General features: G+C 71.9%; 21 protein-coding genes and 1 pseudogene. 15 read left to right on the plus strand and 7 right to left on the minus strand.

Going from position 1 to position 24,127, the window contains the following annotated elements; genetic code table 11:
• Positions 1–92 precede the first annotated feature (92 nt).
• The gene (acs, locus tag KBX00_RS18380; protein WP_210828609.1) at positions 93–2,087 is read right to left on the minus strand and encodes an acetate--CoA ligase; all 1,995 of its coding nucleotides are present in this window, start codon (positions 2,085–2,087) and stop codon (positions 93–95) included.
• 428 nt (positions 2,088–2,515) lie between these two features.
• Between acs and KBX00_RS18385 the strand changes: the two genes are divergently transcribed.
• Positions 2,516–3,262 carry an oxidoreductase gene (locus KBX00_RS18385; RefSeq protein ID WP_210828610.1) on the plus strand — a complete coding sequence of 249 codons (747 nt, stop codon included), beginning with the start codon at positions 2,516–2,518 and terminating at the stop codon, positions 3,260–3,262.
• 208 nt (positions 3,263–3,470) lie between these two features.
• Here KBX00_RS18385 and KBX00_RS18390 read toward each other — a convergent pair whose 3' ends face one another.
• Complete coding sequence (locus tag KBX00_RS18390; protein ID WP_210828612.1) at positions 3,471–4,277, minus strand: HAD family phosphatase; 807 nt, start codon at positions 4,275–4,277, stop codon at positions 3,471–3,473.
• Positions 4,278–4,682: 405 nt separating this feature from the next.
• On the opposite strand from KBX00_RS18390, the gene KBX00_RS18395 reads away from it, so the two are divergent.
• Positions 4,683–5,126 carry a hypothetical protein gene (locus KBX00_RS18395; protein ID WP_210828613.1) on the plus strand — a complete coding sequence of 148 codons (444 nt, stop codon included), beginning with the start codon at positions 4,683–4,685 and terminating at the stop codon, positions 5,124–5,126.
• Positions 5,127–5,187: 61 nt separating this feature from the next.
• Here the strand turns inward: KBX00_RS18395 and KBX00_RS18400 are convergent, their stop codons facing one another.
• Both KBX00_RS18400 and KBX00_RS29380 read right to left on the minus strand, forming a co-directional pair.
• Positions 5,188–5,709 (minus strand): hypothetical protein, encoded by a 522-nt coding sequence (locus KBX00_RS18400; protein ID WP_210828615.1) that lies wholly within the window; start codon positions 5,707–5,709, stop codon positions 5,188–5,190.
• Entirely contained in the window at positions 5,706–6,359 is a 654-nt protein-coding gene (locus KBX00_RS29380; RefSeq protein WP_301548160.1) for a hypothetical protein, read from the minus strand. Before KBX00_RS29380 ends, KBX00_RS18400 begins: the two co-directional genes overlap by 4 nt.
• A 539-nt stretch (positions 6,360–6,898) precedes the next feature.
• Between KBX00_RS29380 and ssd the strand changes: the two genes are divergently transcribed.
• From ssd to KBX00_RS18440, 7 genes and pseudogenes are all read left to right on the plus strand, one after another.
• Positions 6,899–7,954: a septum site-determining protein Ssd gene (gene ssd / locus KBX00_RS18410; RefSeq protein ID WP_210828669.1), complete on the plus strand. Its 1,056-nt coding sequence runs from the start codon at positions 6,899–6,901 to the stop codon at positions 7,952–7,954.
• Positions 7,951–9,150 (plus strand): TadA family conjugal transfer-associated ATPase, encoded by a 1,200-nt coding sequence (locus tag KBX00_RS18415; RefSeq protein ID WP_210828620.1) that lies wholly within the window; start codon positions 7,951–7,953, stop codon positions 9,148–9,150. Before ssd ends, KBX00_RS18415 begins: the two co-directional genes overlap by 4 nt.
• 605 nt (positions 9,151–9,755) lie before the next feature.
• A pseudogene (locus KBX00_RS29865) lies at positions 9,756–10,472 on the plus strand (type II secretion system F family protein); the annotation flags it as partial.
• A 266-nt stretch (positions 10,473–10,738) separates the two neighbouring features.
• The gene (locus KBX00_RS18425; RefSeq protein WP_301548190.1) at positions 10,739–11,329 is read left to right on the plus strand and encodes a type II secretion system F family protein; all 591 of its coding nucleotides are present in this window, start codon (positions 10,739–10,741) and stop codon (positions 11,327–11,329) included.
• Between the two features lie 62 nt (positions 11,330–11,391).
• A complete protein-coding gene (locus KBX00_RS18430) occupies positions 11,392–11,520 on the plus strand; it encodes a DUF4244 domain-containing protein (RefSeq protein ID WP_205808979.1) in 129 nt (42 codons plus the stop codon).
• Complete coding sequence (locus KBX00_RS18435) at positions 11,520–11,885, plus strand: TadE family type IV pilus minor pilin (protein WP_374225318.1); 366 nt, start codon at positions 11,520–11,522, stop codon at positions 11,883–11,885. The genes KBX00_RS18430 and KBX00_RS18435 overlap by 1 nt, the downstream gene beginning before the upstream one ends.
• 122 nt (positions 11,886–12,007) lie before the next feature.
• The gene (locus tag KBX00_RS18440; RefSeq protein ID WP_374225319.1) at positions 12,008–12,328 is read left to right on the plus strand and encodes an Rv3654c family TadE-like protein; all 321 of its coding nucleotides are present in this window, start codon (positions 12,008–12,010) and stop codon (positions 12,326–12,328) included.
• A gap of 120 nt (positions 12,329–12,448) precedes the next feature.
• On the opposite strand, the gene KBX00_RS18445 is transcribed toward KBX00_RS18440, so the two are convergent.
• The 3 genes from KBX00_RS18445 to KBX00_RS18455 form a co-directional block, all read right to left on the minus strand.
• Positions 12,449–13,027, minus strand: coding sequence for a hypothetical protein (locus KBX00_RS18445; protein ID WP_210828628.1), 579 nt, complete (start codon positions 13,025–13,027; stop codon positions 12,449–12,451).
• A 70-nt stretch (positions 13,028–13,097) separates the two neighbouring features.
• Positions 13,098–13,304, minus strand: a complete 207-nt coding sequence (locus tag KBX00_RS18450; RefSeq protein ID WP_210828629.1) for a hypothetical protein — start codon at positions 13,302–13,304, stop codon at positions 13,098–13,100.
• A 106-nt stretch (positions 13,305–13,410) separates the two neighbouring features.
• Positions 13,411–15,711 carry a DEAD/DEAH box helicase gene (locus KBX00_RS18455; RefSeq protein ID WP_301548191.1) on the minus strand — a complete coding sequence of 767 codons (2,301 nt, stop codon included), beginning with the start codon at positions 15,709–15,711 and terminating at the stop codon, positions 13,411–13,413.
• Positions 15,712–15,969: 258 nt separating this feature from the next.
• On the opposite strand from KBX00_RS18455, the gene KBX00_RS18460 reads away from it, so the two are divergent.
• The 6 genes from KBX00_RS18460 (at position 15,970) to topA (ending at position 23,967) form a co-directional block, all read left to right on the plus strand.
• Positions 15,970–16,311, plus strand: coding sequence for an STAS domain-containing protein (locus KBX00_RS18460; RefSeq protein WP_204002474.1), 342 nt, complete (start codon positions 15,970–15,972; stop codon positions 16,309–16,311).
• A complete protein-coding gene (locus tag KBX00_RS18465; protein WP_210828630.1) occupies positions 16,308–16,745 on the plus strand; it encodes an ATP-binding protein in 438 nt (145 codons plus the stop codon). Before KBX00_RS18460 ends, KBX00_RS18465 begins: the two co-directional genes overlap by 4 nt.
• A gap of 288 nt (positions 16,746–17,033) precedes the next feature.
• Positions 17,034–19,412 (plus strand): sodium-translocating pyrophosphatase, encoded by a 2,379-nt coding sequence (locus tag KBX00_RS18470; RefSeq protein WP_210828631.1) that lies wholly within the window; start codon positions 17,034–17,036, stop codon positions 19,410–19,412.
• Positions 19,413–19,530: 118 nt separating this feature from the next.
• The gene (locus KBX00_RS18475) at positions 19,531–20,073 is read left to right on the plus strand and encodes a hypothetical protein (RefSeq protein WP_210828632.1); all 543 of its coding nucleotides are present in this window, start codon (positions 19,531–19,533) and stop codon (positions 20,071–20,073) included.
• Complete coding sequence (locus KBX00_RS18480; protein ID WP_301548163.1) at positions 20,064–20,831, plus strand: hypothetical protein; 768 nt, start codon at positions 20,064–20,066, stop codon at positions 20,829–20,831. The genes KBX00_RS18475 and KBX00_RS18480 overlap by 10 nt, the downstream gene beginning before the upstream one ends.
• 304 nt (positions 20,832–21,135) lie before the next feature.
• On the plus strand, positions 21,136–23,967 hold the full coding sequence (gene topA / locus KBX00_RS18485; protein WP_210828633.1) for a type I DNA topoisomerase: 2,832 nt from the start codon (positions 21,136–21,138) through the stop codon (positions 23,965–23,967).
• The last annotated feature ends 160 nt before the right edge of the window (positions 23,968–24,127 follow it).

The following is a 24,127-nucleotide window of genomic DNA, read 5'->3' on the forward strand; positions in this document are numbered from 1 at the left end:
TGTCACATCCCGACCCGAGTTGACGTGCGGAAACATGACGAAGGGTGGCGGTCCGATCCCGGACCGCCACCCTTCGGGTCGTACGCCTGTGGTCAGTCCTCGTCGGACTTGCCGCCGCTCATCCCCGAGGAGATCAGGTCCATCACGGACGAGTCCTGCAACGTGGTCACGTCGCCAAGCGAGCGGTTCTCCGCCACGTCCCGCAGCAGCCGACGCATGATCTTGCCGGACCGGGTCTTCGGCAACTCCGGCACCAGCATGATCTGCCGAGGCTTGGCGATCGGACCGAGCGTCTTCGCCACGTGGTTGCGCAACTCGGCGATGAGCTGCTCACCGGCCGCACCGGAGATCTCGGTGCTGCCCCGGGGGATGGCGAACGCGACGATCGCCTGCCCGGTCGTCGGGTCGGTCGCGCCGACCACCGCCGCCTCCGCCACCGACGGGTGCGACACCAGCGCCGATTCCACCTCGGTGGTGGAGATGTTGTGCCCCGACACCAGCATCACGTCGTCGACCCGACCGAGCAGCCAGACGTGCCCGTCGTCGTCCTTCTTCGCACCGTCACCGGCGAAGTAGATCCACGGATCGTCGGAGTTGCCGGTCGCGCCCGCGCCGAACCGGGACCAGTACGTCTCGATGAACCGGTTGTCGTCTCCCCAGATGGTGCGCAGCATCGACGGCCACGGCTCGCGCAGCACCAGGTAACCGCCACCGCCGTTGGGCACCGACTGGCCCTGGTCGTCCACCACGTCCGCGACTACGCCCGGCAGCGGAGTCATCGCCGAGCCCGGCTTGGCGGCGGTCACCCCCGGCAGCGGTGAGATCATCATGCTGCCGGTCTCGGTCTGCCACCAGGTGTCCACGATGGGCAGCTCACCGTGCCCCACGTGCTGCCTGTACCACATCCAGGCCTCGGGGTTGATCGGCTCGCCGACACTGCCGAGCAGCCGCAGCGAGGAGAGGTTGTACTCGGCCGGGATCTCCTCGCCCCACTTCATCATGGTGCGGATCAACGTCGGCGCCGTGTAGAGGATGGTCACCCGGTACCGGTCGACGATCTCCCAGAAGCGGCCCTTGTGCGGGGTGTCCGGCGTGCCCTCGTACATCACCTGGGTCACGCCGTTGGCGAGCGGACCGTAGACGATGTACGAGTGGCCGGTCACCCAGCCGATGTCCGCCGTGCACCAGTAGACATCGGAGTCCGGCTTGAGGTCGAAGACCGCGTACGACGTGTACGCCGCCTGGGTCAGGTAACCGCCGGTGGTGTGCAGGATGCCCTTCGGGCGGGCGGTGGTGCCGCTGGTGTAGAGGATGAACAACGGGTGCTCGGAGTCGAACGGCTGCGCGGTGTGCTCGGCCGACGCCTGCTCCACCGTCTCGTGCCACCAGTGGTCCCGCTCGGACCAGCCGACCTCCTCGCCGGTGCGCCGGACCACCAGGACGTGCTCGACCGACGGGCAGTTCGCCACCGCCTCGTCGACGGTCGGCTTGAGCGCGGACGGCTTGCCGCGCCGGTACCCGCCGTCGGCCGTGATGACGACCTTCGCCGAGGCGTCCTGGATCCGGTTGGTGAGCGCGTCCGCGGAGAAGCCGCCGAACACCACGCTGTGCGTGGCGCCGATCCGGGCACAGGCCAGCATCGCGACCGCGGCCTCCGGAATCATCGGCAGGTAGATCGCCACCCGGTCACCGGCGGTCACGCCGAGGTCGGTGAGCGCGTTCGCCGCCTGGCAGGTCATCCGGTGCAGGTCGGCGTAGGTGATGGTGCGGCTGTCGCCGGGTTCGCCCTCCCAGTGGATCGCCACCTTGTCACCCCGGCCGGCCTCCACATGCCGGTCGAGACAGTTGTAGGCCACGTTCAACTGTCCGCCGACGAACCACCTCGCGAACGGCGGCCGCGACCAGTCCAGCACCTGGTCCCACTGCTTGGTCCAGGCCAACCGGGACGCCTGGCGCTCCCAGAAGGCGAACCGGTCGGCCGCCGCCTCGGCGTACGCTTCCGCGGTGACGTTGGCGTCGGCGGCGAGTTCGGCCGGCGGCGGGAACTGGCGCGTCTCGTTCAGCAGATTGGCCAATGCCTCGCTCATGCCGGTACTCCGCTTCGCTTCGTACCGGCATGAGGCACCAGCGCGCTGCATTGATGATTCGCTCGCTGACGCTCGCTCATGCGGTGACTCCTCGTCGCTCGGGTGACCTGGGTCTCTCCCGGGCAGGTTAGTCGCGGCGGCTGGGCGAGGCGACCGATCCCCGACGCGCCCGTCGCTCAACGGCCACTCCCACGCGCCGAGGTGCAGCACAGAGCCGCGCTTTCCCGCTGGTCCGCGCGGCCTGGGCGTTCGATCGTCACGGCTTGCGGCATGTCGGGCCCTCCCGTCGCCGTGATGGCCCGACATGCCGCAACCCGTGACCTCGGCTCTCCCGGTCGGGGTGGTTGCCGCCCGGGAGGCCGGTGGCGTGGGTCGCGTTGCCGGTGACTCGCGCCCGGGCCCACCGCCTCCGTCGTTACCGTGTCGGAGTGACCGCCGATCCGCTCGCACCGCTGCTCGACCTCGCCGACATCGCCGCCGCCGTGGAGCGGGCCCGCGACCGGTTCGACCGGGCACTGGGCCACCGGGCGTTGCGGCGCCACGGCGGCCAGGTCGCCGCCGAGGTGAGCCTGCGCTCCGCGGTGGCCAGCGCCGGACTGGAGGGCCACCACCACGAGCGGGAGGCGGTACGCGCCGGCACCGTCACCGAACCGGTGCTCCAGGGTGCGCTCCGGGTGGCCGGCGCCCTGCCCGGGCTCAGCGAACTCTGGCCGAAGGCCCCCCGGCAGGTACTGGCGAAGCTGCACGTGCTCGCCGCCCGCGAGGTGGTCGCCGAGGCCGCGCTGGGCCGCCCGGTCGACGATCCGGTGGTCGCTGCCCGGCTCGACGCCCTGGCCACGCTGGTGGCCGGCGGCACCCAGGTCACCCCGCTGGTGCTGGCCGCCGTCGTGCACGGTGAACTGCTCAACCTGCGGCCGTTCGCCGGCCCGTCGGGCGTGGTGGCCCGGGGCGCGGCCCGTCTCGTGCTGCTCTCCACCGGGTTCGACCCCCGCGGCCTGCTCGCCGTAGATGTCGGGCACCGGGAACGCGAGCCGGAGTACGTGGGCGCGGCCGGTGCCTTCGCCACCGGCACCCCGGACGGACTGCGATCCTGGCTCCGCCACTACATGTCCGCCGTCGAGGTGGGCGTCGACCAACTCACCGCGATCGGCGACGAGATCCTGGCCGCCGCCTGAGGGGATACCGACGATCCGTCCGATGGCGGCGCCGATCGGTGGTGCCTGTGGTGGAGGGGGGCCGGGTGCGCCCGCGCTGTGTCCGAACGCCGCTGGCCGGCGGCCCCGCGCCGGTTCCTGGCCGGCCCTCTGTAGCTGCCGTCGTCGATCCCCGTGCGGGCGCTGGTGGTCGCGGCCTCGGCCTGCGGCGGTGCAGCCTGCGGTGCGGTCAGGCCGGCGAGGCAGAGGCGCGGGTGCGGCGATGTCGGCCGTACCAGGCGATGCCGATGGCCACCCCGACACCGACGCCGAGCGCCGCCGCGGCGACCGGCACGGCGGGCCGCTCGCGCAGTCGCCGGCCCAGCGGCACCGGGTGTCGGAACTCGAGCACCGGCCAGGCGTTCTCGACCGCCAGCCGGCGCAGCTGCCGGTCCGGGTTGACCACCGACGGATGCCCCACGCACTCCAGCAAGGGGCGATCGCTGTACGAGTCGGAGTAGGCGTACGAGTCGGCCAGGTCGTAGTCGCGGGCGGTGGCGAGCTCGCTGACCGCCTCGACCTTGCTCGGGCCAGCGGCGTAGAACTCGACCTCGCCGCTGTACCGACCGTCGACCACGCCCATCCGGGTGGCGATCACGTCGGTCACCCCGAGCAGCACACCGATGGGGCGCACCATCTCCTCGCCCGAGGCGGAGACCAGGACCACGTCCCGACCGGCGGCCTGATGCTCCTCGATCAGCGCGGCGGCCTCCGCGTACACGTAAGGGTTGATCAGCTCGTGCAGCGTCTCCGCGACGATCTGCCGGACCTGCTCCACCGGCCACCCCTTGCAGAGGGTGGCGAGATAGTCGCGGGTTCGGGCCATGGTCTGCTCGTCGGTGCCGCCCAGCCGGAACATCAGCTGCGCGTACGCCGACTTGACCACGTCACGCCGAGTGATCAGGCCGTCCCGGTAGAACGGCCTGCCGAACGCCAAGGCGCTCGACTTGGCGATGACGGTCTTGTCCAGATCGAAGAAAGCGGCACTTCGGCCCACGGCGCGAAAGTCTAGCCCGATGGTCTATCGTCGGCGGGTGCCCGGGGGCTGAAGACCGCTCGGACCTGCGGGCCGACCCCCACCCGCCTGCGAACAGTGACCGTGGTCACACCCAGCGAGGAGGATTTCGCAGGGAGTGGAGGCTACACCACTCGACGTACACAGGTCTGCTCAGGCAGACTTGGTTGCAGCACAAGCATTCATATCTAGTACAACCGGCAGACTCTCGGCGGTTGCACCCCCCGTGACCGCTGAGCGGGTTCGGCTCGACCCCCCCGGAGCCGAACCTCCGACGACCCCCGTCTCCCCCCGACGGGGGTCGTCCCTTTGCCTGCCTGTGTCGGTCCAGCTGAAGCCGCGTCTGTCGAGTGGCGTACGCTCCCAAGCCGTCGCACGGGAGGCACCATGGGCAGAACAATCAATCGCCACGCCGTCGGTGCATTTGTCGCATGGGTGGTGTTCGTCGCGCAGGCCCCCGTCATCTACGGCGGACTACTCGTGTACGCGGCGAGCACCACCGGGGATCTGGGCGGTCCGCTCGCCGGGCCGGCGCTCTGCGGTTCGCTGGCGTGTCTGGGTGTCGTCTTGGTGCCGTTGCTGTTCGTACCGGCGGGCTGGATCGGCGAGATCGCCTCGAGGAGTGGCCGGCTTACCGTGAAGTTGCTGGTGGCGCTGGCCGTCGCCGCAGTGCTGGCAACGATCTGTGTGGCTGGCGTCGCGGTACTGACCGACGGGGCTACCGTCGTCGGCACGTCGGTGGCGTGCTTGGGCGGCGTGGCCACTGCGCTCGGCCCCACTGCCGCCTACGTCACGGTCGCGCACCGCAGGCTGAGGACGAGTTCGATCTAGCGACCAGCTTTCTCGGCCACTCTGCAGCGGAGCGGCAGCAGCGCCGTCCCGGGTGCGTGCGTCAGAGAAGCGCGAGTTGTCGGGCCGGATCGGCGCGGAAGGTGGGCCGGGCCGGGGCGGGGGTCAGCACGAACTCGTACGTACCGTCGTCGGATCCCTCGGCTTGCGGGTGTCCTCGGACCTCGATCGCGTACCAGCCGGACGGCACCGTCACGCGGCGATGTGCCGGATGGTCGGGCCTCCAGTCCCGGAGGTGGCCGATGCCGCAGAGCAGCAACGAGCCGGTTTCCGAGCCCAGGATCCAGCCCGGCGAGGAGAGCGTCGCTGCGGACCGTGGTGCTTGATCCGCAACGTGTCGCACCAGCATCGTGTAGCAGCCCTCAGCCAGCCCCGTCAGCGGTAGTGCTATTCCCTCTCGGGCGACGGCGTCACCGGCCTCGGTCGTGGTGAACAGCTCCAGCAGGTCGCGACCGGTGCTATCCGTACCCAGGTGCCGATCCAGGCGCGCGGGGTCGAGCAGCGCGAACCCGTGAGCCTCGGGGAAGCAGCCGGTCAAGTGCACGGCCGGAAAGACCTCGGTCACCTGATCACGGCGCGGGCAGGCGTGGCCGTTGGTTCGAAGCAGACCAGGGCGCGACCACGCCGGTCGGTCACCACCCAGGGGTGGCCGACGTACGTGTGCTGCCGGTACGACTCGCCCGGCTGCAGCACGTCGTACTGCCTGCGGTGCCCACGGTGGTCCAACCAGTACAGGATCACCGATCGCGAGCGGAGGTTGACGAACTCGATGCTGGTTTCGTTGCCGCCGTTGACCGAGCGCAGCCCACGCTCCCGCCAGGCCGGCAAGGGGGTCAACTCCTCCGGCTGGGGTGGCCGGGTGGTCGATGGCGGTTTCGCCGGCCGGCTCGGCGAGGGCGTCGGGCGGGTGCTCGGCGTGGCGGGCGCGGTCGTCGAGTCGGTCCGGGTGGGCGACGAGGCCGGGGTCGCCCGGCGACTGAGCTGTGGCTGGGAGGACGAGACCCCGCCGACGGACGACGCGGCGGACGGCGACGGGGCGCCGGCGGGCGCGATGCCGTCCAGGGTGGACGCTGGACTCTCGGGAGGCGGAGGTACCCAGCCCGACGGCACCTCGGGGGCGGCGACCGTCGGTGGCTCGGTCGCCGGCCACAGCACGGTGAGCATGAGACCGAGGGTCGCGGCCGCGAGGCCGGCCAGCACCAGTCGGTGTGACATTCGGCCGGGAGCGCGCGGGGCGGGTTCGACCGAGACCGCAGCTTCCCGTAAGGGCGGGGCCGCGAGGGCCGGCCCGCCAGGTGGCTCCGGCGCTGGCGGGAGGGCCCGCGGGACCGGACGTGCCGGTAGCGCCAACTGCCGGGCCCGGGAACGTGGGTCGAACAGCCAGGGGCCGACCCGCAGCCTCGGCTCGACACGGGCGTGTTCGTGATCTGGCGACTGGGTCATGACCTCGATCCGGCGAGGATTGCCGTTCTGCCGACGGCACGGGACGTCGATTATGCGTGTTGCGTGTCACGTTTCGCCATGGTTGGTGAGTGCCGAGACGGGTGCGCTCTGCGGCCCGTCTCCATAACAGATCAACGTCCGGGGCGGGCGTTGTCCACAGAACGCTTCGTTGTCCACAGGTCAGCCGGCAGGGGCGGCGTGCGGGGCGGCAGCGGCGGCAGGGTTCGAGCCAGTCAACCCGCGCCGACCGCCTGGAGGCCGCGATGCCATCCCGTACCTCCGTCCCACCGGACCGGCGCCTCCCGCTGGTCATCACCTCGGACGGTGACCTGCTCGACGACCTGCTTCGGCTCGCTGCTGCGGGTGGAGTCGAGGTGGAGGTGGCCGCCGACCCGGCGGCCGCCCGCACCCGCTGGCGACCGTCCCCGTTGGTCCTGGTCGGCAGTGACCAGGCGCAGCCCTGCCTGCGGGCGCGGCTACCCCGACGAAGTCGGCTCGTCCTGGTGGGACGGTCCGGCGATGTCGAGTCCGGTTGGCAGGTGGCCGAACTGCTCGGCGCCGAACACGTCGCCGTGTTGCCGGCGGCCGAGCCGTGGCTGGTGGACCGGTTCGCCGACTGCGGGACCGAAGGTGGGGCACCGGCCCACGCCCGGATGGTCGCGCTGGTCGGTGGCCGGGGCGGCGCCGGTGCCAGCATCCTCGCCGGCGGCCTCGCCGTCACCGCCGCCCGGGCACGGCTGCGTACCCTGCTGCTCGACGCCGATCCGCTCGGCGGTGGCCTGGATCTGGTGCTCGGCTGGGAGCAGATGGAAGGGCTGCGCTGGCCGGCGCTGACCGGGGCCGACGGACGGGTCGACGCACCTGCTCTGGTACGCGCGTTGCCCAGCCGGGGCGATCTGGTGGTGCTCTCCTGGGACCGTGGCGACCTGATCGCGGTGCCGGCCGAGGCGGTGGCCGCCACCCTGGACGCCGCCCGGCGGAGCCGGGACTTCGTGGTGGTCGACCTGCCCCGCCAGCTCGACGACGCAGCGGTGACCGCTCTTCAGGCGGCCGACCGGGCGTTCGTGGTGGTACCCGCCGAGCTGCGCGCGACCGCCGCTGCGGCCCGGGTGGTCGCGGCGGTCGCCCCGCACTGTTCCGACCTCTCCGTCATCGTCCGGGGTCCCGCCCCCGGCCGGCTGCGCGCCACCGAGGTCGCCAAAGCACTCGGCCTGCCGCTTGCTGGTTCGCTACGGCCGGAGCCGGGGTTGTGCCGGGGGCTGGAGCGGGGTGAGGCCCCGGCGGCCGATGGACGCGGCCCGCTGGCCGAGCTCTGCCAGCGGATCGTCACCGAACTCACCGGGCAGCCCGCGGCGGGTGCGGCATGACCGGGGAGAACCTCGCGGCCCGGGTACGGCAGCGGATCGCCGCTACCACCGCGCCGGTCACCCCAGCCGCGATCGTCTCCGCCGTACGCGCCGAGCCCGACGCCGCCGTACTCGGTGACAACGCCCTGCTGCGGATCGCCGACCGGGTGCGCGACGACCTGGTGGGCGCGGGCCCGCTCGCCGTGCTGCTGGCCGACCCCGAGGTGACCGACGTGCTGGTGAACGGGGCACGGGTGTGGGTCGACCGGGGGCAGGGGCTGCACCAGGTGCCGGTGCCGGTGGGTACGCCGGACGACGTTCGGCGACTCGCGCAGCGGCTGGCGGCCGGAGCCGGTCGTCGGCTGGACGACGGCTCGCCGTGTGCCGACGCCCGGCTGGCCGACGGCACGCGGCTGCACGCCGTGCTACCGCCGGTGGCGACCGACGGGCCCTACCTGTCACTGCGTACCTTCCGGCAGCGGCCGTTCACCCTTGACGAACTGGTGACACAGGGCGCGGTGGCTCGGCCGGTGGCGCCGGTGCTCTCCGCCGTGGTGGCGGCCCGGCTCGCCTATCTGGTGATCGGTGGCACCGGTTCCGGCAAGACAACCCTGTTGAACACGTTGCTCGGCCTGGTACCGGGCACCGAGCGGATCGTGCTGGTCGAGGACGCGGCCGAGTTGCGGCCGGTGCACCCGCACGTGGTGGGTCTTCAGACGCGTACGGCCAACGTGGAGGGGTCGGGTGCCGTCGGCCTGAGTGAGCTGGTCCGGCAGGCGCTGCGGATGCGACCGGACCGGCTGGTGGTCGGCGAGTGTCGGGGTGCGGAGGTGGTCGACCTGTTGGCTGCCCTCAACACCGGGCACGAGGGTGGGGCGGGGACGCTGCACGCCAACACCCCGTCGGACGTGCCGGCCCGGCTGGAGGCGCTCGGCCTGCTCGGTGGGCTGCCCCGGCCGGCGCTGCACGCACAGGTGGCGGCGGCGCTTCAGGTGGTGTTCCAGATCCGCCGTACCCCGCAGGGCCGGGTGCTGGAGTCCATCTGCCTGCTGCTGCCGCAAGGGCCCGACCGGCTGGTCACCGCCGTGCCCGCGTGGGTGCGTGGCCGGGGACTCGGCTTGGCGGCCCGGGCGCTCGGCACGCTGATCCACAACCGCGACGTGCCGGTGCCGCCGATCCTGTGCGAGCCCTGGCCCGCGTCGGCGGTGTCGTCATGAGTGGCGCGTGGTGGTGGGCGATGTCGGTGTTGCCGTTCCTCGCCGCACTGACCCACCGGAGGCGTGGGCGACGTGCCCGGTCAGGGGTCGAGGACGGCGGGGCGGCGGCCGATGATCCGCTGGTCGCCTGGGTCGTTGCCCTACGTGAGGCGGGCGGTCGACGGGACGGACAGAGACCGCGAGGCCAGGGCTTGAGCAACCCGGGACCGACCGGTGTGGGGTGGCCGTCGACAACAGGGGCCCCACCTTCGTCGATCATGGCTCACTCCGCCAGGCCAGCGGCGTCCCCGATCGCCTGGCCCAGGTCGGGGCCGCCGACGGCACCGACCGCATCCCGTCCGCCGGGGCCGCGCGGAAGCCGCCGACCGAAGCGGCCCGGTGGCATGGCCGGTGCTGTCGCACCGGCAGGAACACCAGCCGTCGCAGGGCCGACGGCACGGGCGTGCGGCACGCGGTTGTTGGACGAGGATCAGATCGCCAGGGATGAACCCGACCACCGCGACCAGACCGACCACCGAGAGCCGGCCGACCTGCATCTGCCGGCCGACCATCGCGAGCGGACCGCGACATGTGCACCGCCGGTGAGTCGACCGACGGCGCCGGTGGCGACACCGCGGCGGATTCTGGTGCTGACCTGCCTGCTCGGCGCGGGTGTCGGTGGGTTGCTGGCCGGTCCGGTGGCGGCGGTGGCGCTGGCCGGCTACGGCGTACTGGGTGTGCGGGCGATGCGCCGCCGGGCAACCCTCGGCCGAACCGTCCGGGACCGGCGGGAGCGGCTGGATCAGCTGTGTGCCCTGGCCGGGGACCTGCGGGTGGGCCTGCCGGTGCCGGTGGCCGCGCAGGTGCTGACGACCTCGTTGTCCGACGCCACTTCGGCCGCCTCAGCGCCAATCGCGCCGGATGAGAGCGTCACCGACGACTACCAGCCCGTCGGGTCCGAGCATCGTCTACCGGGCCGGGCCGGGCTCGGTCTCACCGAGGATCGCCTCGGGCGACTGGCCGGGGCGGCGGTACGGCTGGCTGAGCGTACGGGGGCACCCCTGGCCGATCTGGTCGAGCGGATCGAGGCCGACGCCCGGTCGACGGACCGAGGGCTGGCGGCGGCCACGGCCCAGGCGTCCGGTGCCCGGGCTACCGCCTGGTTGCTGGCTGCCCTGCCGCTGGGCGGGATCGGCCTCGGCTACGGCATCGGGGTGGACCCCCTCCAGGTGCTGCTGCACACTCCGGTCGGTGGTGCCTGCGCGGTCGCCGCCGTCGGCCTTCAGGTGGTCGGCCTGCTCTGGGCGGAGCGCCTCTCGGTCACCTCCGCCGGGGACAGCTGATGTCCGGGACGCACCTGCTCGCCTGCGGTCTGGCCGGCGTTGCCCTGGTCGCCGGGCTCGCGGTCGGCCGGTACCGGCCCCGACGCCGGCTGCGTCGACTGTCCGGACAGGTAAAGGCCGATCGGGCTGGTCAGCGCCTCTGGCGTTGGATTGCCGGGCGGACGAGGTCACGCGGGGGGAGACCGGCCGCCCAGCGGGACGGGTCAGCTGACGGAGCTTCGGCACCGGCTTCGACGGCCCCGTCGCGGAATACGAGCCGGTGGGGACTGGACCTCGTCCGGTTGACCGCTGGGCTGTCCGGCCTGGCGGCGGCGGTACTGATCGAGGGCTGGGTCGGACCGGTGGCGGCATTGCCCACGGCGGTGCTGTTCGACCGGTTGCTGCGGCGGATCGAGCCGCCGACAGTGCGCCGTCGCCGACTGCGTGCCACCGCCGACCTACCGCTCGCCGCTGACCTGCTCGCGGCGGCGCTGCGGGCAGGGGCACCCGTGGAGCGTTCGCTGCTCGCAGTGGCCGACGCGCTCGGCGGGCCGTTGGGCGGACAACTTGCCCGGGTCGGCCGGACGCTGCAACTCGGCGGCGGGCCCCATGAGGCGTGGGCACATCTGGCGGAGGTACCGGGCGCGCTCCGCGTGGCCACCGCCGCGATCCGCTCGGCGAGCAGTGGCGCCGCCCTGGCCGGAGCGCTCACCCGGCTCGCCGACGACCTGAGAGCTGACCGGGCGGTCGCGCTTGAGGCGGCTGCTCGTCGTTCCGGCGTGCTGATCGTGCTGCCGCTGGGTCTGTGCTTTCTGCCCGCCTTCATTCTCGCCGGCCTGGTGCCGGTGATCGTCGCTGTCCTCGGCGACGTGCTGTGAAACCAACGAGAAAGGACGAACACGTGCGCAGAATCCTCGCCCGCCTTCGCGGGGACGCCGGAATGAACACGGCGGAGTACGCGGTCGGAACGCTCGCCGCGGTGGCCTTCGGTGGTGTCCTGCTCAAGGTGCTGACCTCCGACGGAGTGCAGTCGGCGTTGACGGCCGTCATCGACCGGGCACTGAAGTGATCGGGCGCCGGCCGGCCGGCCGCGACCGGGGATCGTTCACGGCCGAGATGGCGGCCGGCCTGCCGGCGCTGGTGCTACTCCTGCTCACCGGGCTGACCGCGATCAACGCGGTGAGCACCAAGGCGGCGTGCCTGGACGCGGCGAGGGAGGCGGCGCTCGCCGCCTCCCGGGGTGAACCGGGCGCCACCGCCGGCAGCCGGCAGGCCCCGGCCGGTGCCGAGGTGGTCGTCGTCTCGGACGGCGAACTCGTCCGGGCGACGGTCCGCGCCTCCGTCCGCGCCCTCGGCACCGATCTGCCCGCGATCAGCGTCGCGGCCACGGCCGTCGCGGCGGTCGAACCGGGTGCGCCGGAGCCACAACCGTGAACGCCGGCGCATCGGTTGCCCCGCCGCCCCGCAGACCACCGGCCACCCCGTCGGCTGGTCGGCCAGCCCGCTGGTGGGCGGGACCACGGGCGACCGGCGGTGGTGAGCGGGGTGGGGCCACGATCTGCCTGCTCGGGGTAGGGCTGTTGTTCGTCGTGGCGGGCCTGTTCGGCGCGGGCGTGGGAGCGGCCCGGGTGGCACGGCAGCAGGCCCGGGTGGCCGCCGACTTCGGTGCCCTCGCGGGCGCGGCTCGGGTTCTTCAGGACGAACCGGCGGCGTGTGCCCGGGCGGCGGAGTTGGTCGCCGCGAACGCCGCCCGGCTGGTGTGGTGCCGGATCGATGGGCTGGACGTGCTGGTCACCACCGAGGTGATCGTGAGCCCGTTGCCGGGCATGACCCGGACCGCCAGGGCCACCAGCCGGGCCGGCCCGTTGCGCGGCTGACCGGGTAGTCGGCGGAGGAGGGCTGGTGACGGCTGGGATGCGGGGCGGCCGGCCCGCTCGGCGTGCTGGTCGAGCGGGCCGGCCGGGGCCAGAGGTGGATCGCTGAGGTCGGGACCGGCGTCAGCGGCCCTGCAGGGCGTCGAGGGCGACGGCCATGGCGATCACCAGGCGACGGTCGATCTGCGGGTTCTGGATTTCGACGACGTACCGGTCGCGCAGACCCCACTTCTTCACCACGGAGAAGACGGGCTGCCCGTCCGCGACGAAGTCGAAGTGGTAAGGCAACCAGGACAGCGAGTCGACGAAACGACGCAGCAGTGCCACCGGCATGCTGCGCTCCTGACCGGTGACGTTGGGCAGACCGGCCTGCTCGACGTGCCAGGTCGAGCGGAGCAGGGACTGCGCGAAGTCCTTCCGGAACAGGCCGATCGGGGTGCCGGCGTGGTCGGTGACGTCGTACGTGGCACCGAGGTCAAGGCGCTGGCGTGCCTTGAAGCCGAGCAACGGCTGCTGCTTGGCCTCGTCGGAGTAGATCGTCACCTGCTCCTTGAAGGCGAGCCGCTTCTGCTGGGCGAACGCCAACAGCCCGCCCTCGGAACCGTCCGGCGCGACGCTGTGCACCTCGTACTGGTTGACCATGAACCGCACCCGCTGACGGATGTGGAACTGCTGCTGTGCCTGCAAGCTGTCGAGCTGCATGAGAACTCCTCAATTGTGGTGCGCCGGAGTGTCGCACAGTCGGACAACGGCTGCGCCCAGGGTCCACCCGTCAGCGGACGCCGTCGCCCGCCGACCGGTGCGTCATGGTGGTCAACAGCAGGTGGATGGTGCGCAGACGCTCGTTGATCTGATCCAGCCGCTCCGCCTGGGCCAGGGTGGCGAGGGCGGTGCCCAGCGCGATCTGCTGGTTGATGTCGAGCTTCTCCTGGTCGATGGTGTAGAGCAGGTCGACGGTCTCGGCGATGGTGTCGGCCACGGCCTCTCCTCCATGCTGGCAAGGGCAACGAACGGCAAGCACGGCGCTCGATGGAAGCGCTCCCACCATCATTGCCCGCCAATCCCGAATTTCATACCCGGCCAGGTCATTCGGGCAGGTTGGTGAGCACCACGTCGAGCACCCGGATCGCATCCGGCTTGGACAACGGATTGTTGCCGTTGCCGCACTTGGGTGACTGCACGCAGGACGGGCAGCCGGCCTCGCAGCCACACTCGGCGATCGCGTCCCGGGTGGCCCGTAGCCAGGACGCGGCCATGCCGTACGCCCGCTCCGCGAAGCCAGCACCCCCCGGATGGCCGTCGTAGACGAAGACGGTCGGCGCCTCGGTGTCCGGGTGCACCGCCGTGGAGAGCCCGCCGATGTCCCACCGGTCGCAGGTGGCGACCAGCGGCAGCAGCCCGATCGCGGCATGTTCGGCCGCGTGCAGCGCCCCCGGCACGTCGGCCGGCGCCACCCCCGTGTCGACAAGCGACTCGGGGGAGAGGGTGAACCAGACCGCGACGGTACGCAGCTCACGCGCCGGCAGGTCCAACGGGCGGGTGTCGATCACCTCACCGGTGGCGATCCGTCGCCGCTGGTAGGAGACCACCTGACTGGTCACGTCCACCTCGCCGAGGAAGAGCCCGACCGGTCCGGCGTCCACGTAGGAACGCACCGAGACCACCGACAGCGACGTGACGTCGCGGGCGTGGGTGGACCAGTCCGGCTCCTCAGGGTGCACCAGCGCGCATCCGTCGTCGAGGTCGAGCGAGTCGACCACGTACGACACGCCCTGATGCAGGTAGACCGCGCCGGGGTGGAGCAGGAAGTGCGCGGAGCCGCCGTCGACCGTGCCGAGCAGCCGGCCGGTCGCCGCCTCCACCACGCAGACCGGGGCACCACCCTCGCCGCGCAGATCCACCTCGGGCCGTTCCCGGTGCCGCCAGTACCAGCCGGTCGGCCGTTGTCGCAGCGCACCCGCCTCGACCAGCGCCGCCACGGCCTCCTTGGCGCCGTCGCCGAAAAGCTCCAGGTCGGCCGTGGTCAACGGGGCCTCCGCCGCCGCGCAGGCCAACTGCGGACCGAGCACGTACGCGTTGGCCGGGTCGAGCACGGTCGCCTCCACCGGCGCCCCGAAGACCGCCTCCGGATGGTGCACCAGGTAGGTGTCCAGCGGGTCGTCCCGGGCCACCAGCACCGCGAGGGCCTCCTGACCGGAGCGCCCGGCCCGGCCCGCCTGCTGCCACAGCGATGCCCGGGTGCCCGGGTATCCGCAGATCACGACCGCGTCCAGGCCGATCAGGTCGACCCCCAGCTCCAGGGCGTTCGTCGAGGCCAGCCCGAGCAGTTCGCCGTGCAGCAGCGCCCGCTCCAACTCGCGACGCTCCTCGCGCAGGTAGCCGGCCCGGTAGGCGGCCACCCGGTCGCCGAGGCCCGGCACCGCCTCGTCGAGGCTGCGCCGGGCGCTTGTCGCCACCACCTCGGCACCCCGCCGGGAGCGGACGAAGGCCAGCGTGCGTACTCCGGTGGCGACGGTGTCGGCGAGCAGGTCGGCGGTCTCCCGCAGCGCCGACCGGCGAACCTGGGTCAGATCGGACCCGGGCTCGCCGGACGCGGCGGCCGACGGGTCCGGCGAAAGCAGCGGCGGTTCCCAGAGAGCGAAGGTGACCCCGGCACGCGGCGAGGTGTCCTCGGTGACGGCTGTCACCGGGAGGCCGGTCAGCCGGCCGGCCGCCGCCGCCGGATCGCCCGAGGTCGCCGACGCCAGCACGAACGTCGGTCCGTCGGCGCGACCGTACCGGGCGCACTGCCGCCGCAGCCGGCGCAGCACGTGGGCGACGTGGGAGCCGAACACGCCCCGGTAGACGTGGCACTCGTCGACCACCACGTACGCCAGCCGACGCAGGAAACCGGACCACTGGGCGTGCCCGGGCAGGATGCCGTGGTGCAGCATGTCGGGATTGGTCAGCACGAACCGGGAGTGCCGCCGGATCCACTCCCGCTCGGCGCGCGGAGTGTCGCCGTCGTAGCAGGCCGGGCGTACGCCGTCGATCTCCAGCGCGGCGACGGCGCGCAGCTGGTCGGCGGCGAGTGCCTTGGTCGGTGCCAGGTAGAGCACCGTGGCGCGCGGGTCGGCGAGCAGCGTGGCCAGTGCCGGCAGCTGGTACGCGAGGGACTTGCCGGACGCGGTGCCGGTGGCCACCACGACGTGCCGGCGGTCGTACGCCAGGCCGGCCGCTTCGGCCTGGTGCCGCCACGGCGTGGTCACCCCGCGCCGGGCGTACGCCGCGCGCAGTTCCTCCGGGGCCCAGGACGGCCACGACGCCGGTACCCCGTCCCGGGGCGGCACCCGCTCGACGTGGGTGACCGGATCGGCGGCGTGTCGCTGGCGTAGCCGGCGCAGCAGTTCCCCCGGCGACGCGAGCGGCGGGCCGGCCGGGACGGCAGCCGGCGGGCCGGCCTGGACCGCGCCCGGCGGTCGCTCGGGGCCGCTGCCGGCGGATACGGTGGCTGCCGAGGTCACGTCCTGCACTCTCGCACTGGTGTTCGGGTGTTGGGAAATCGGCGTGCCGGGTACGGATGGACCTGCCCCGGTGAGTCGTCGGGCCCACCCCGGGGTAGTGGTTAGATGCCAAGAGAGTTTACGGCTGCCTGAGGAGGACGGATGGAGCTGTCGCTGGCGACCCGCACCGTGGGTGAGCACACGGTGCTCGAGGTCGGCGGTGAGGTGGACGTCTACACCGCCCCGCGGCTGCGCGAACGGCTCCTTGAACTGATCGACGCCGGGGCCCGGCACGTGGTGGTCGACCTGGGCCGGGTGGACTTCCTCGATTCCACCGGGCTGGGTGTGCTGGTCGGTGCGCTCAAGCGGCTGCGTACCGCGGACGGCACCTTCGCCCTGGTCTGCGACAAGGAGCCGCTGCTCAAGATCTTCCGGATCACCGCGCTGGACCAGGTGTTTCCGTTGTACCCGACGGTCGAAGCGGCGACCGGCGCCGGTAAGTGATGGCGACGGTCCGGCTCTCCTTCTCGCCCGCGCCGGTGCACGTGCGTACCGCCCGCCTGGTCGGCGTCGCGGTGGCCCGGCGCGCGGGTGTTCGCGAGGATCTGCTCGACGAGGTCCGCCTGGCCATCGGTGAGGCGTGCACCCGGGCGGTCGCTCTGCACCGCCAGTACGGCCTCGCCGAGCCGGTGCTCGTGGAGATGTCCGACTCGGGGGCGTACTCGGTGCGGGTGGTGGACCGGGCGCCGATCGAGGCGAGCATCGGTCTGGCCGCGCTCGACGCCGACCAGTTGGCCAACGAGTCGTTGAACGAGGACGACCTGACCACCGGTGTCGGCTTCGCCCTGCTCGCCGGATTCGTCGAGGATCTTCAGGTCCGTCCCGTCGACGAGGGTGTCGGCACCGAGGTGCGGATGGTCTGGCCGGTCAGCCGCTGACATCGCGTGGATGACCGGATGACCATGGACCGGTTCCCATATCAGATTTCGGTTCATAACACAGCGACGGAGATCATCCAGACCCGCCGCCACCTCGGTGTGACCTCGAACACTGGGGGCGGCTAGAGTACGCGGGTTGTCAGCAAGTGATCCACCCGGCAGCCAGCGCAGATGGGCGTGGAGTCGCTGGTTCGCCGGGTGGATCGGCGCGCGCTTGCGAATTCGCATCCAGGCGCCGGGCGGTGCGTCTCCACCGGCCGGCGCGTTGTTCGGCACAGGAGGACACAGATGTCCGACACCTTGGCCGCCGAGGGCGGCGGGATCTCCCTCACCGGAGCCAATGTCACGTACGTCGTCATCGCCGCGGTGATCGCGCTGGTCGCGCTCGCCTTCGCCGCCGCGTTGACGAAGACGGTGCTGGCCGCCGGCAAGGGCACCACAAACATGCAGGAGATCTCCGGGGCCGTGCAGGAGGGCGCCTCGGCCTATCTGCTCCGACAGTTCCGTACCCTGGCGATCTTCGTGGTGATCGCCGTGGTCCTGCTGTTCCTGCTGCCGGTGCACAACACCGACGGCAGCGAAGTCGCGGTGAAGATCGGTCGCTCGCTCTTCTTCGTGGTCGGAGCCGTGTTCAGCGCCTTCATCGGCGGCGCAGGCATGTGGCTGGCGACCCGGGCCAACCTGCGGGTGGCTGCCGCCGCCCGGGAGCGTGAAGGTGGCCGCGAGGCGGCCATGAAGATCGCCTTCCGGACCGGTGGCGTGGTCGGCTTCCTCACCGTCGGCCTCGGCCTCTTCGGTGCCGCGCTTGTCGTGTTGGTGTTCCGGGGCGACGCGCCGACCGTGCTGGAAGGCTTCGGCTTCGGTGCCGCGCTGCTGGCCATGTTCATGCGGGTCGGCGGCGGCATCTTCACCAAGGCCGCCGACGTCGGCGCCGACCTGGTCGGCAAGGTCGAGCAGGGCATCCCCGAGGACGACCCGCGTAACGCCGCCACCATCGCCGACAACGTGGGCGACAACGTCGGCGACTGCGCCGGCATGGCCGCCGACCTGTTCGAGTCGTACGCGGTCACCCTGGTCGCCGCGCTGATCCTGGGCCGGGCCGCATTCGGCTCCGACGGCCTGGTGCTGCCGCTGATCATCTCCACGATCGGTGTGCTGGTCGCCATCATCGGCGTCTTCATCACCCGGCTGCGCGCCTCCGACCGCAACGGCCTGACCGCGATCAACCGGGCCTTCTACCTCTCCGCGCTGATCTCGGCGGTGCTGGTCGCGGTCGCCACGTTCGTTTACCTCCAGCCGTCGTGGGCGGCGCAGCTCGGCGACGACTGGCGGACCACCCTCGGCGTCAACGGCGGGGATCCGCTCTTCGGCCCCCGTGGTGTGGTCATCGGTGCGGTGATCATCGGTATCGTGCTCGCCGCCGCCATCCAGGCCCTGACCGGCTACTTCACCGAAACCAACAAGCGCCCGGTGCAGGACATCGGCAAGAGCTCGCAGACCGGTCCGGCCACCGTCATCCTCGCCGGCATCAGCGTCGGCCTGGAGTCGGCGGTCTACTCGGCGCTGCTCATCGCCGGCGGTGTGTTCGGCGCGTTCCTGCTGGGCGGCGGCTCCATCACCCTCTCGCTGTTCGCCGTGGCGCTGGCCGGTACCGGTCTGCTCACCACCGTCGGCGTGATCGTCGCGATGGACACGTTCGGCCCGATCTCGGACAACGCCCAGGGCGTGGCCGAGATGTCCGGCGACATCGACGAGCACGGCGCCCGGACGCTCACCGAGCTGGACGCCGTCGGTAACACCACAAAGGCGATCACCAAGGGCATCGCGATCGCCACCGCGGTGCTGGCCGCGACCGCGTTGTTCGGCTCGTACACCGACACGCTGCGGGTGGCGTACGCCGACGCCGGGGTGACCGACGTCGGTGCCGAGATCCTCAACGCGCTGAACGTGTCCAACCCGCAGAACCTGGTCGGTCTGATCATCGGTGCGGCGGTGGTGTTCCTCTTCTCCGGCCTGGCCATCAACGCGGTCTCCCGCTCGGCGGGTGCCGTGGTGATGGAGGTTCGCCGGCAGTTCCGTGAGCTGCCCGGGATCATGGACCGCACGCAGCGTCCGGAGTACGGCAAGGTCGTCGACATCTGCACCCGGGACGCGCAGCGTGAGCTACTGACCCCCGGTCTGCTGGCGATCCTGGCGCCGATCGCGGTCGGCTTCGGCCTCGGGCCCGGTGCGCTGGCCTCGTACCTGGCCGGTGCGATCGGTGCCGGCACGCTGATGGCGGTCTTCCTGGCCAACTCCGGTGGTGCCTGGGACAACGCCAAGAAGATGGTCGAGGACGGCGCGTACGGCGGCAAGGGCTCCGAGGCGCACGCCGCCACGGTCATCGGCGACACCGTCGGCGACCCGTTCAAGGACACCGCCGGCCCTGCGATCAACCCACTGCTCAAGGTGATGAACCTGGTGGCGCTGCTGATCGCGCCGGCCGTTGTGGCGTGGAGCGTGGGCGACGACCGCAACGTCGGCCTGCGGATCACCATCGCGCTGGTGGCGACGTTGATCGTCGTCGCGGCCGTGGTGTTCAGCAAGCGCAAGAGCATCGCGATGGGCGACGACGCCGACAGCGGTTCCGGCAGTGCGGACCCGCGTCCGGAGGAGATCAAAGCCTGACGGATAGGACGCACCGGTCCCCGGTCGGCAACGTCTGCCGGCCGGGGACCGCGCTCCTCTCCGGACCCGGTACCGATGACCGGTGCCGACCGGGAGGAGAAGCCGTACGCTGCAACGCATGCGTACGTGCCGGGCGGCAGCCGCCGGAAAGTTCACGGTGGTCCTGGCCACGCTGATGCTGGTAGCCGCCTGTGGCTCCAGCGGCCCCAGTCCGCGCGCCTGGGCCGCCTCGGTCTGCTCGGCGTTGACCCCCTGGCGAGCCGAGATCAGCAAGTTGACCAACAGCACCGACCAGCAGATGACCGCGCAGACCACCCCGGCGCAGGCCAAGGAGAACCTGGTCCGGCTCTTCGGCGGCGCCGAGCAGGCCAGCGAGACCGCCCGGCGCAAGGTGGAGCAGGCCGGTGTGCCCGAGGTGGAGCACGGCGCGGAGGTTTCCGCCGGCTTCCGCGCCTCGCTCGCGTCGATGCGGGACGCCTACGGCCGGGCCCGAACCACCATCGACGGCCTGGGCACCGGCGAGGCCAGCACCTTCTACGACGGTGTCCGGGCCGCGGTGGAGACCCTCCAGCAGGAGTACGACGCCAGCGCGCTGGACACCAGCCGGCTCGACTCCGAGGAGTTGAAGCGCGCCTTTGACGAGGTACCCGAATGCCGTTGAGCGGTTCCGGCGAGACACCGGCGGCGCAGCCGTTGCCGGTGTCCTTCCCACCGCCCGTCGGGACACCACCGACGCACCGTCGTCGGCCGACCGGCCGCCGGCCCGCCCCGGTGGATGCCCCGGCCGACGACGGCTCCCCGGACGACCCGTCCACGCTGCCGGCCGACGCGACCGGCCGCGACCGGCAACTCGTCTTCTTCGGCGCGGAGACCGGTGAGCCCTCGGTGGCCGACCTCGCCGGGCTGCTCGCCGGCCCGGGCGAGGTGCACCGGATGGGCGGCACGGCCCGGTTGTCGGTGGTGGTGGCGGCCGCCTGGCGGGTGCACGTGCTCGTCGCCGAGCTGGCCCAGCGGGGTGTCCGCAGCAGCTGGGCACCGACCGAGGACCAGCGCTACACGGTGCACACCGCGTACACCCGGACGATCGTGCCGCTCGCGGCGGCCTGGCTGCGCGGCCCGACGCAGCATCCGCCGCCCGGGTTCCAGCTCGACGGCCGACGACTGCGCCTCTGGCTCGCCGCGGCCGGCGTGGCCGATCCGCCCGACTTTCTGCTGCACCTCGGCGGTGACGACCCGGCCCGGTGGGCCACGGTCGGTGCCGCGCTGGCCACGGCCGGGCTGGCCGGTGAGCTGATCGAGGCGGGATCCGGCGGTCCGGCGTACCGGATCGCGGGCAGCCGCCGGACGCGGCGGCTGGCCGAACTGGTCGGTGAGCGCCCGCCCGCGAGCCCGCCGACGGCCTGGCCGAGCCGGATTTGACGGTCGGGACGGCTGTCCGATCCGAGACAGCCGGGTGTCGGGGAATACAGGGAGAATCGGCCGGGTTTGACCTCCGCCGAGGGGCTGCCATGGTCACAGCGGCCCGCTCGTCACCCTACCCAGGGTGTACGGTGACGCCGTCTGGCGTGACCACGGATCGTCCGGGGCGGATTGCCGCCCGCGAAACCCGAAACACGGACGGCGCGTTACGTTGGACATCCGGACCGCCGGGTACCGGTGGGCCGAGTGCGCCCCAGAGCCGGCCAGGCGCGGCCATTTGAGTGGGAATGAGGTTGAAACAGACGTGCCGAGCAACGCTGGAACCACCCGTCTGGTCATCGTCGAGTCTCCGGCGAAGGCCAAGACGATCTCGGGCTACCTGGGCCCGGGGTACGTCGTGGAGGCCAGCTTCGGGCACGTCCGTGACCTGCCACGTAACGCCGCCGACGTGCCGGCGAAGTACAAGGGCGAGGCGTGGGCGCGGCTCGGCGTCGACGTCGACAACGGCTTCCACGCCCTCTACGTCGTCTCCGCCGACCGCAAGCAGCAGATCAGCAAGCTGACCAAGCTGGCCAAGGAGGTCGACGAGATCTTCCTGGCCACGGACGAGGACCGCGAGGGCGAGGCGATCGCCTGGCACCTGGTGGAGACCCTCAAGCCCAAGGTGCCGGTCCGGCGGATGGTCTTCCACGAGATCACCAAGCCGGCGATCCAGGCGGCGGTGGCCAACCCCCGGGAGATCGACCGGGATCTCGTCGACGCCCAGGAGGCCCGGCGCATCCTCGACCGGCTCTACGGCTACGAGGTCTCCCCGGTGCTGTGGAAGAAGGTCATGCCGAAGCTCTCGGCGGGCCGGGTGCAGTCCGTGGCCACCCGGATCGTGGTCGAGCGGGAACGGCAGCGGATGGCCTTCCGCACCGCCGAGTACTGGGACATCCTGGCCACCCTCGCCGTGACCAACCCGGGCGAGGGACCGCGCAACTTCAACGCCACCCTGGTCGCGTTGAACGGCGACCGGATCGCCACCGGCAAGGACTTCGAGCCGACCACCGGCCGGGTCCGGCCCGGCGCCGGTGTGGTCCACCTCGACGAGGGCGGGGCCCGAGGGCTCGCCGCCCGCCTGGCGGATCGACCGTTCACCGTCACCCGGGTCGAGGAGAAGCCGTACCGGCGTCGCCCGTACGCCCCCTTCATCACCTCGACCCTCCAGCAGGAGGCGGCCCGGAAGCTGCGGTTCTCGTCGCAGCAGACGATGCGCACCGCGCAGCGGCTCTACGAGAACGGCTACATCACCTACATGCGTACCGACTCGGTGAACCTGTCGGAGACCGCCATCGCCGCGGCCCGTCGGCAGATCGTCGAGCTGTACGGCGAGCGCAGTGTGCCACCGGAGCCGCGTCGCTACACCGGCAAGGTGAAGAACGCGCAGGAGGCGCACGAGGCGATCCGCCCGGCGGGGGACAACTTCCGGACGCCGGGCGACGTGGCCAAGGAGTTGTCGGCCGAGGAGTTCAAGCTCTACGAGCTGATCTGGCGGCGCACCATCGCCTCGCAGATGACCGACGCGGTCGGCTCCAGCGTCTCGGTGCGGATCCGGGCGACCACCTCCGGCGGCGAGGAGGCCGACTTCGGCGCCACCGGCAAGACCATCACCGACCCCGGCTTCCTGCGGGCGTACGTCGAGTCCAGCGACGACGAGAACGCCGAGGCCGAGGACGCCGAGCGGCGGCTGCCGAACCTGGTCAAGGACCAGCCGCTCACCGCCGACGAGCTGGCCGCGCAGGGCCACCACACCCAGCCGCCGGCCCGCTACACCGAGGCGTCGCTGGTGAAGGCCCTGGAGGAGCTGGGCATCGGCCGCCCGTCGACCTACGCGTCGATCATGCAGACGATCCAGGACCGGGGGTACGTCGTCAAGCGCGGCCAGGCGATGATCCCGTCGTTCCTGGCCTTCGCGGTGATCGGGCTGATGGAGCGGCACTACCCGCGCCTGATCGACTACGACTTCACCGCCAGCATGGAGAACGAGCTGGACGAGATCGCCGGGGGCGACCACGCGGCCGTCGACTTCCTGACCGCCTTCTACTTCGGCAGCAGCAACGGCACCGGCGACCAGGCCATCGCCCATGCGGGCGGACTGAAGAAGCTGGTCACCGAGAACCTCAGCGAGATCGACGCGCGCAGCGTCAACTCGATTCCGCTGTTCACCGACGACGACGGGCGTGAGGTGGTGGTACGGGTCGGCCGGTACGGGCCGTACCTGCAACGCCGGGTGCCCGGCGAGGAGCAGGCACCCGCCGCGGAGGGCGAGGAGGGCACCGCCCCGGGTGACCGGGCGCCGATCCCGGAGGGGCTGGCGCCGGACGAGTTGACTCCGGAGAAGGTGCACGAGCTGTTCCTCGGCGGCGGTGGCGAACGCAAGCTGGGCGACGACCCGGCGACCGGTGAGCCGATCCTGCTCAAGTCCGGCCGGTTCGGCCCGTACGTGGCCAGCGGCGAGCGCAAGTCGTCGCTGCTGCGCTCGCAGTCGCCGGACTCGCTCACCTTCGATCAGGCGCTCAAGCTGCTCAGCCTGCCCCGGCTGGTCGGGGTCGGCCCGGACGGCGCGGAGGTGTTCGCCAACAACGGCCGCTACGGCCCGTACGTCAAGCGTGGTGACGAGTTCCGCTCGCTGGACTCGGAAGACAAGATGTTCACCGTCACGCTTGACGAGGCCCTGGCGTTGCTGGCCGCCCCGAAGACCCGCCAGCGCCGGGCCGCCGCCCCGCCGCTGCGGGAGATGGGCAACGACCCGCTCACCGAGAAGCCCCTGGTCATCAAGGACGGCCGGTTCGGCCCGTACGTCACGGACGGGGAGACCAACGCCTCGCTGCGGCGCGGCCAGACCCCCGAGGCGTTGAGCCTCGAGGAGGCCTCCGAGATGCTCGCCGAGAAGCGGGCAAAGGGTCCGGCCCCGAAGAAGAAGGCCGCCGCCAAGAAGGCCCCGGCCAAGAAGGCGACGGCCAAGAAGGCCACCGCCACCAAGTCCACCGCCACCAAGGCCACCAAGGCGACCGCGACCAAGGCCGCCAAGGCGCCCGCGAAGAAGACCCCCGCCACCAAGTCCACCCCGGCCAAAGCCCGCACCACCGACTGACCGCGCCGAATCTTGGTCCGAAACTGCCCCTGGCTCGAAGTCAACTGATGGTTGCAACGCCGCCTCGTTGTGCTGGTGGAGGTGGTTTATGGCGCCACGGTTGTCTGCAGCTGAGCGTGAAGAAATCGGGCTCGGTCGTGCGGCGGGCGAGTCGATACGG

Source organism: Micromonospora sp. C95, assembly GCF_018070465.1.
Lineage (GTDB): Bacteria > Actinomycetota > Actinomycetes > Mycobacteriales > Micromonosporaceae > Micromonospora.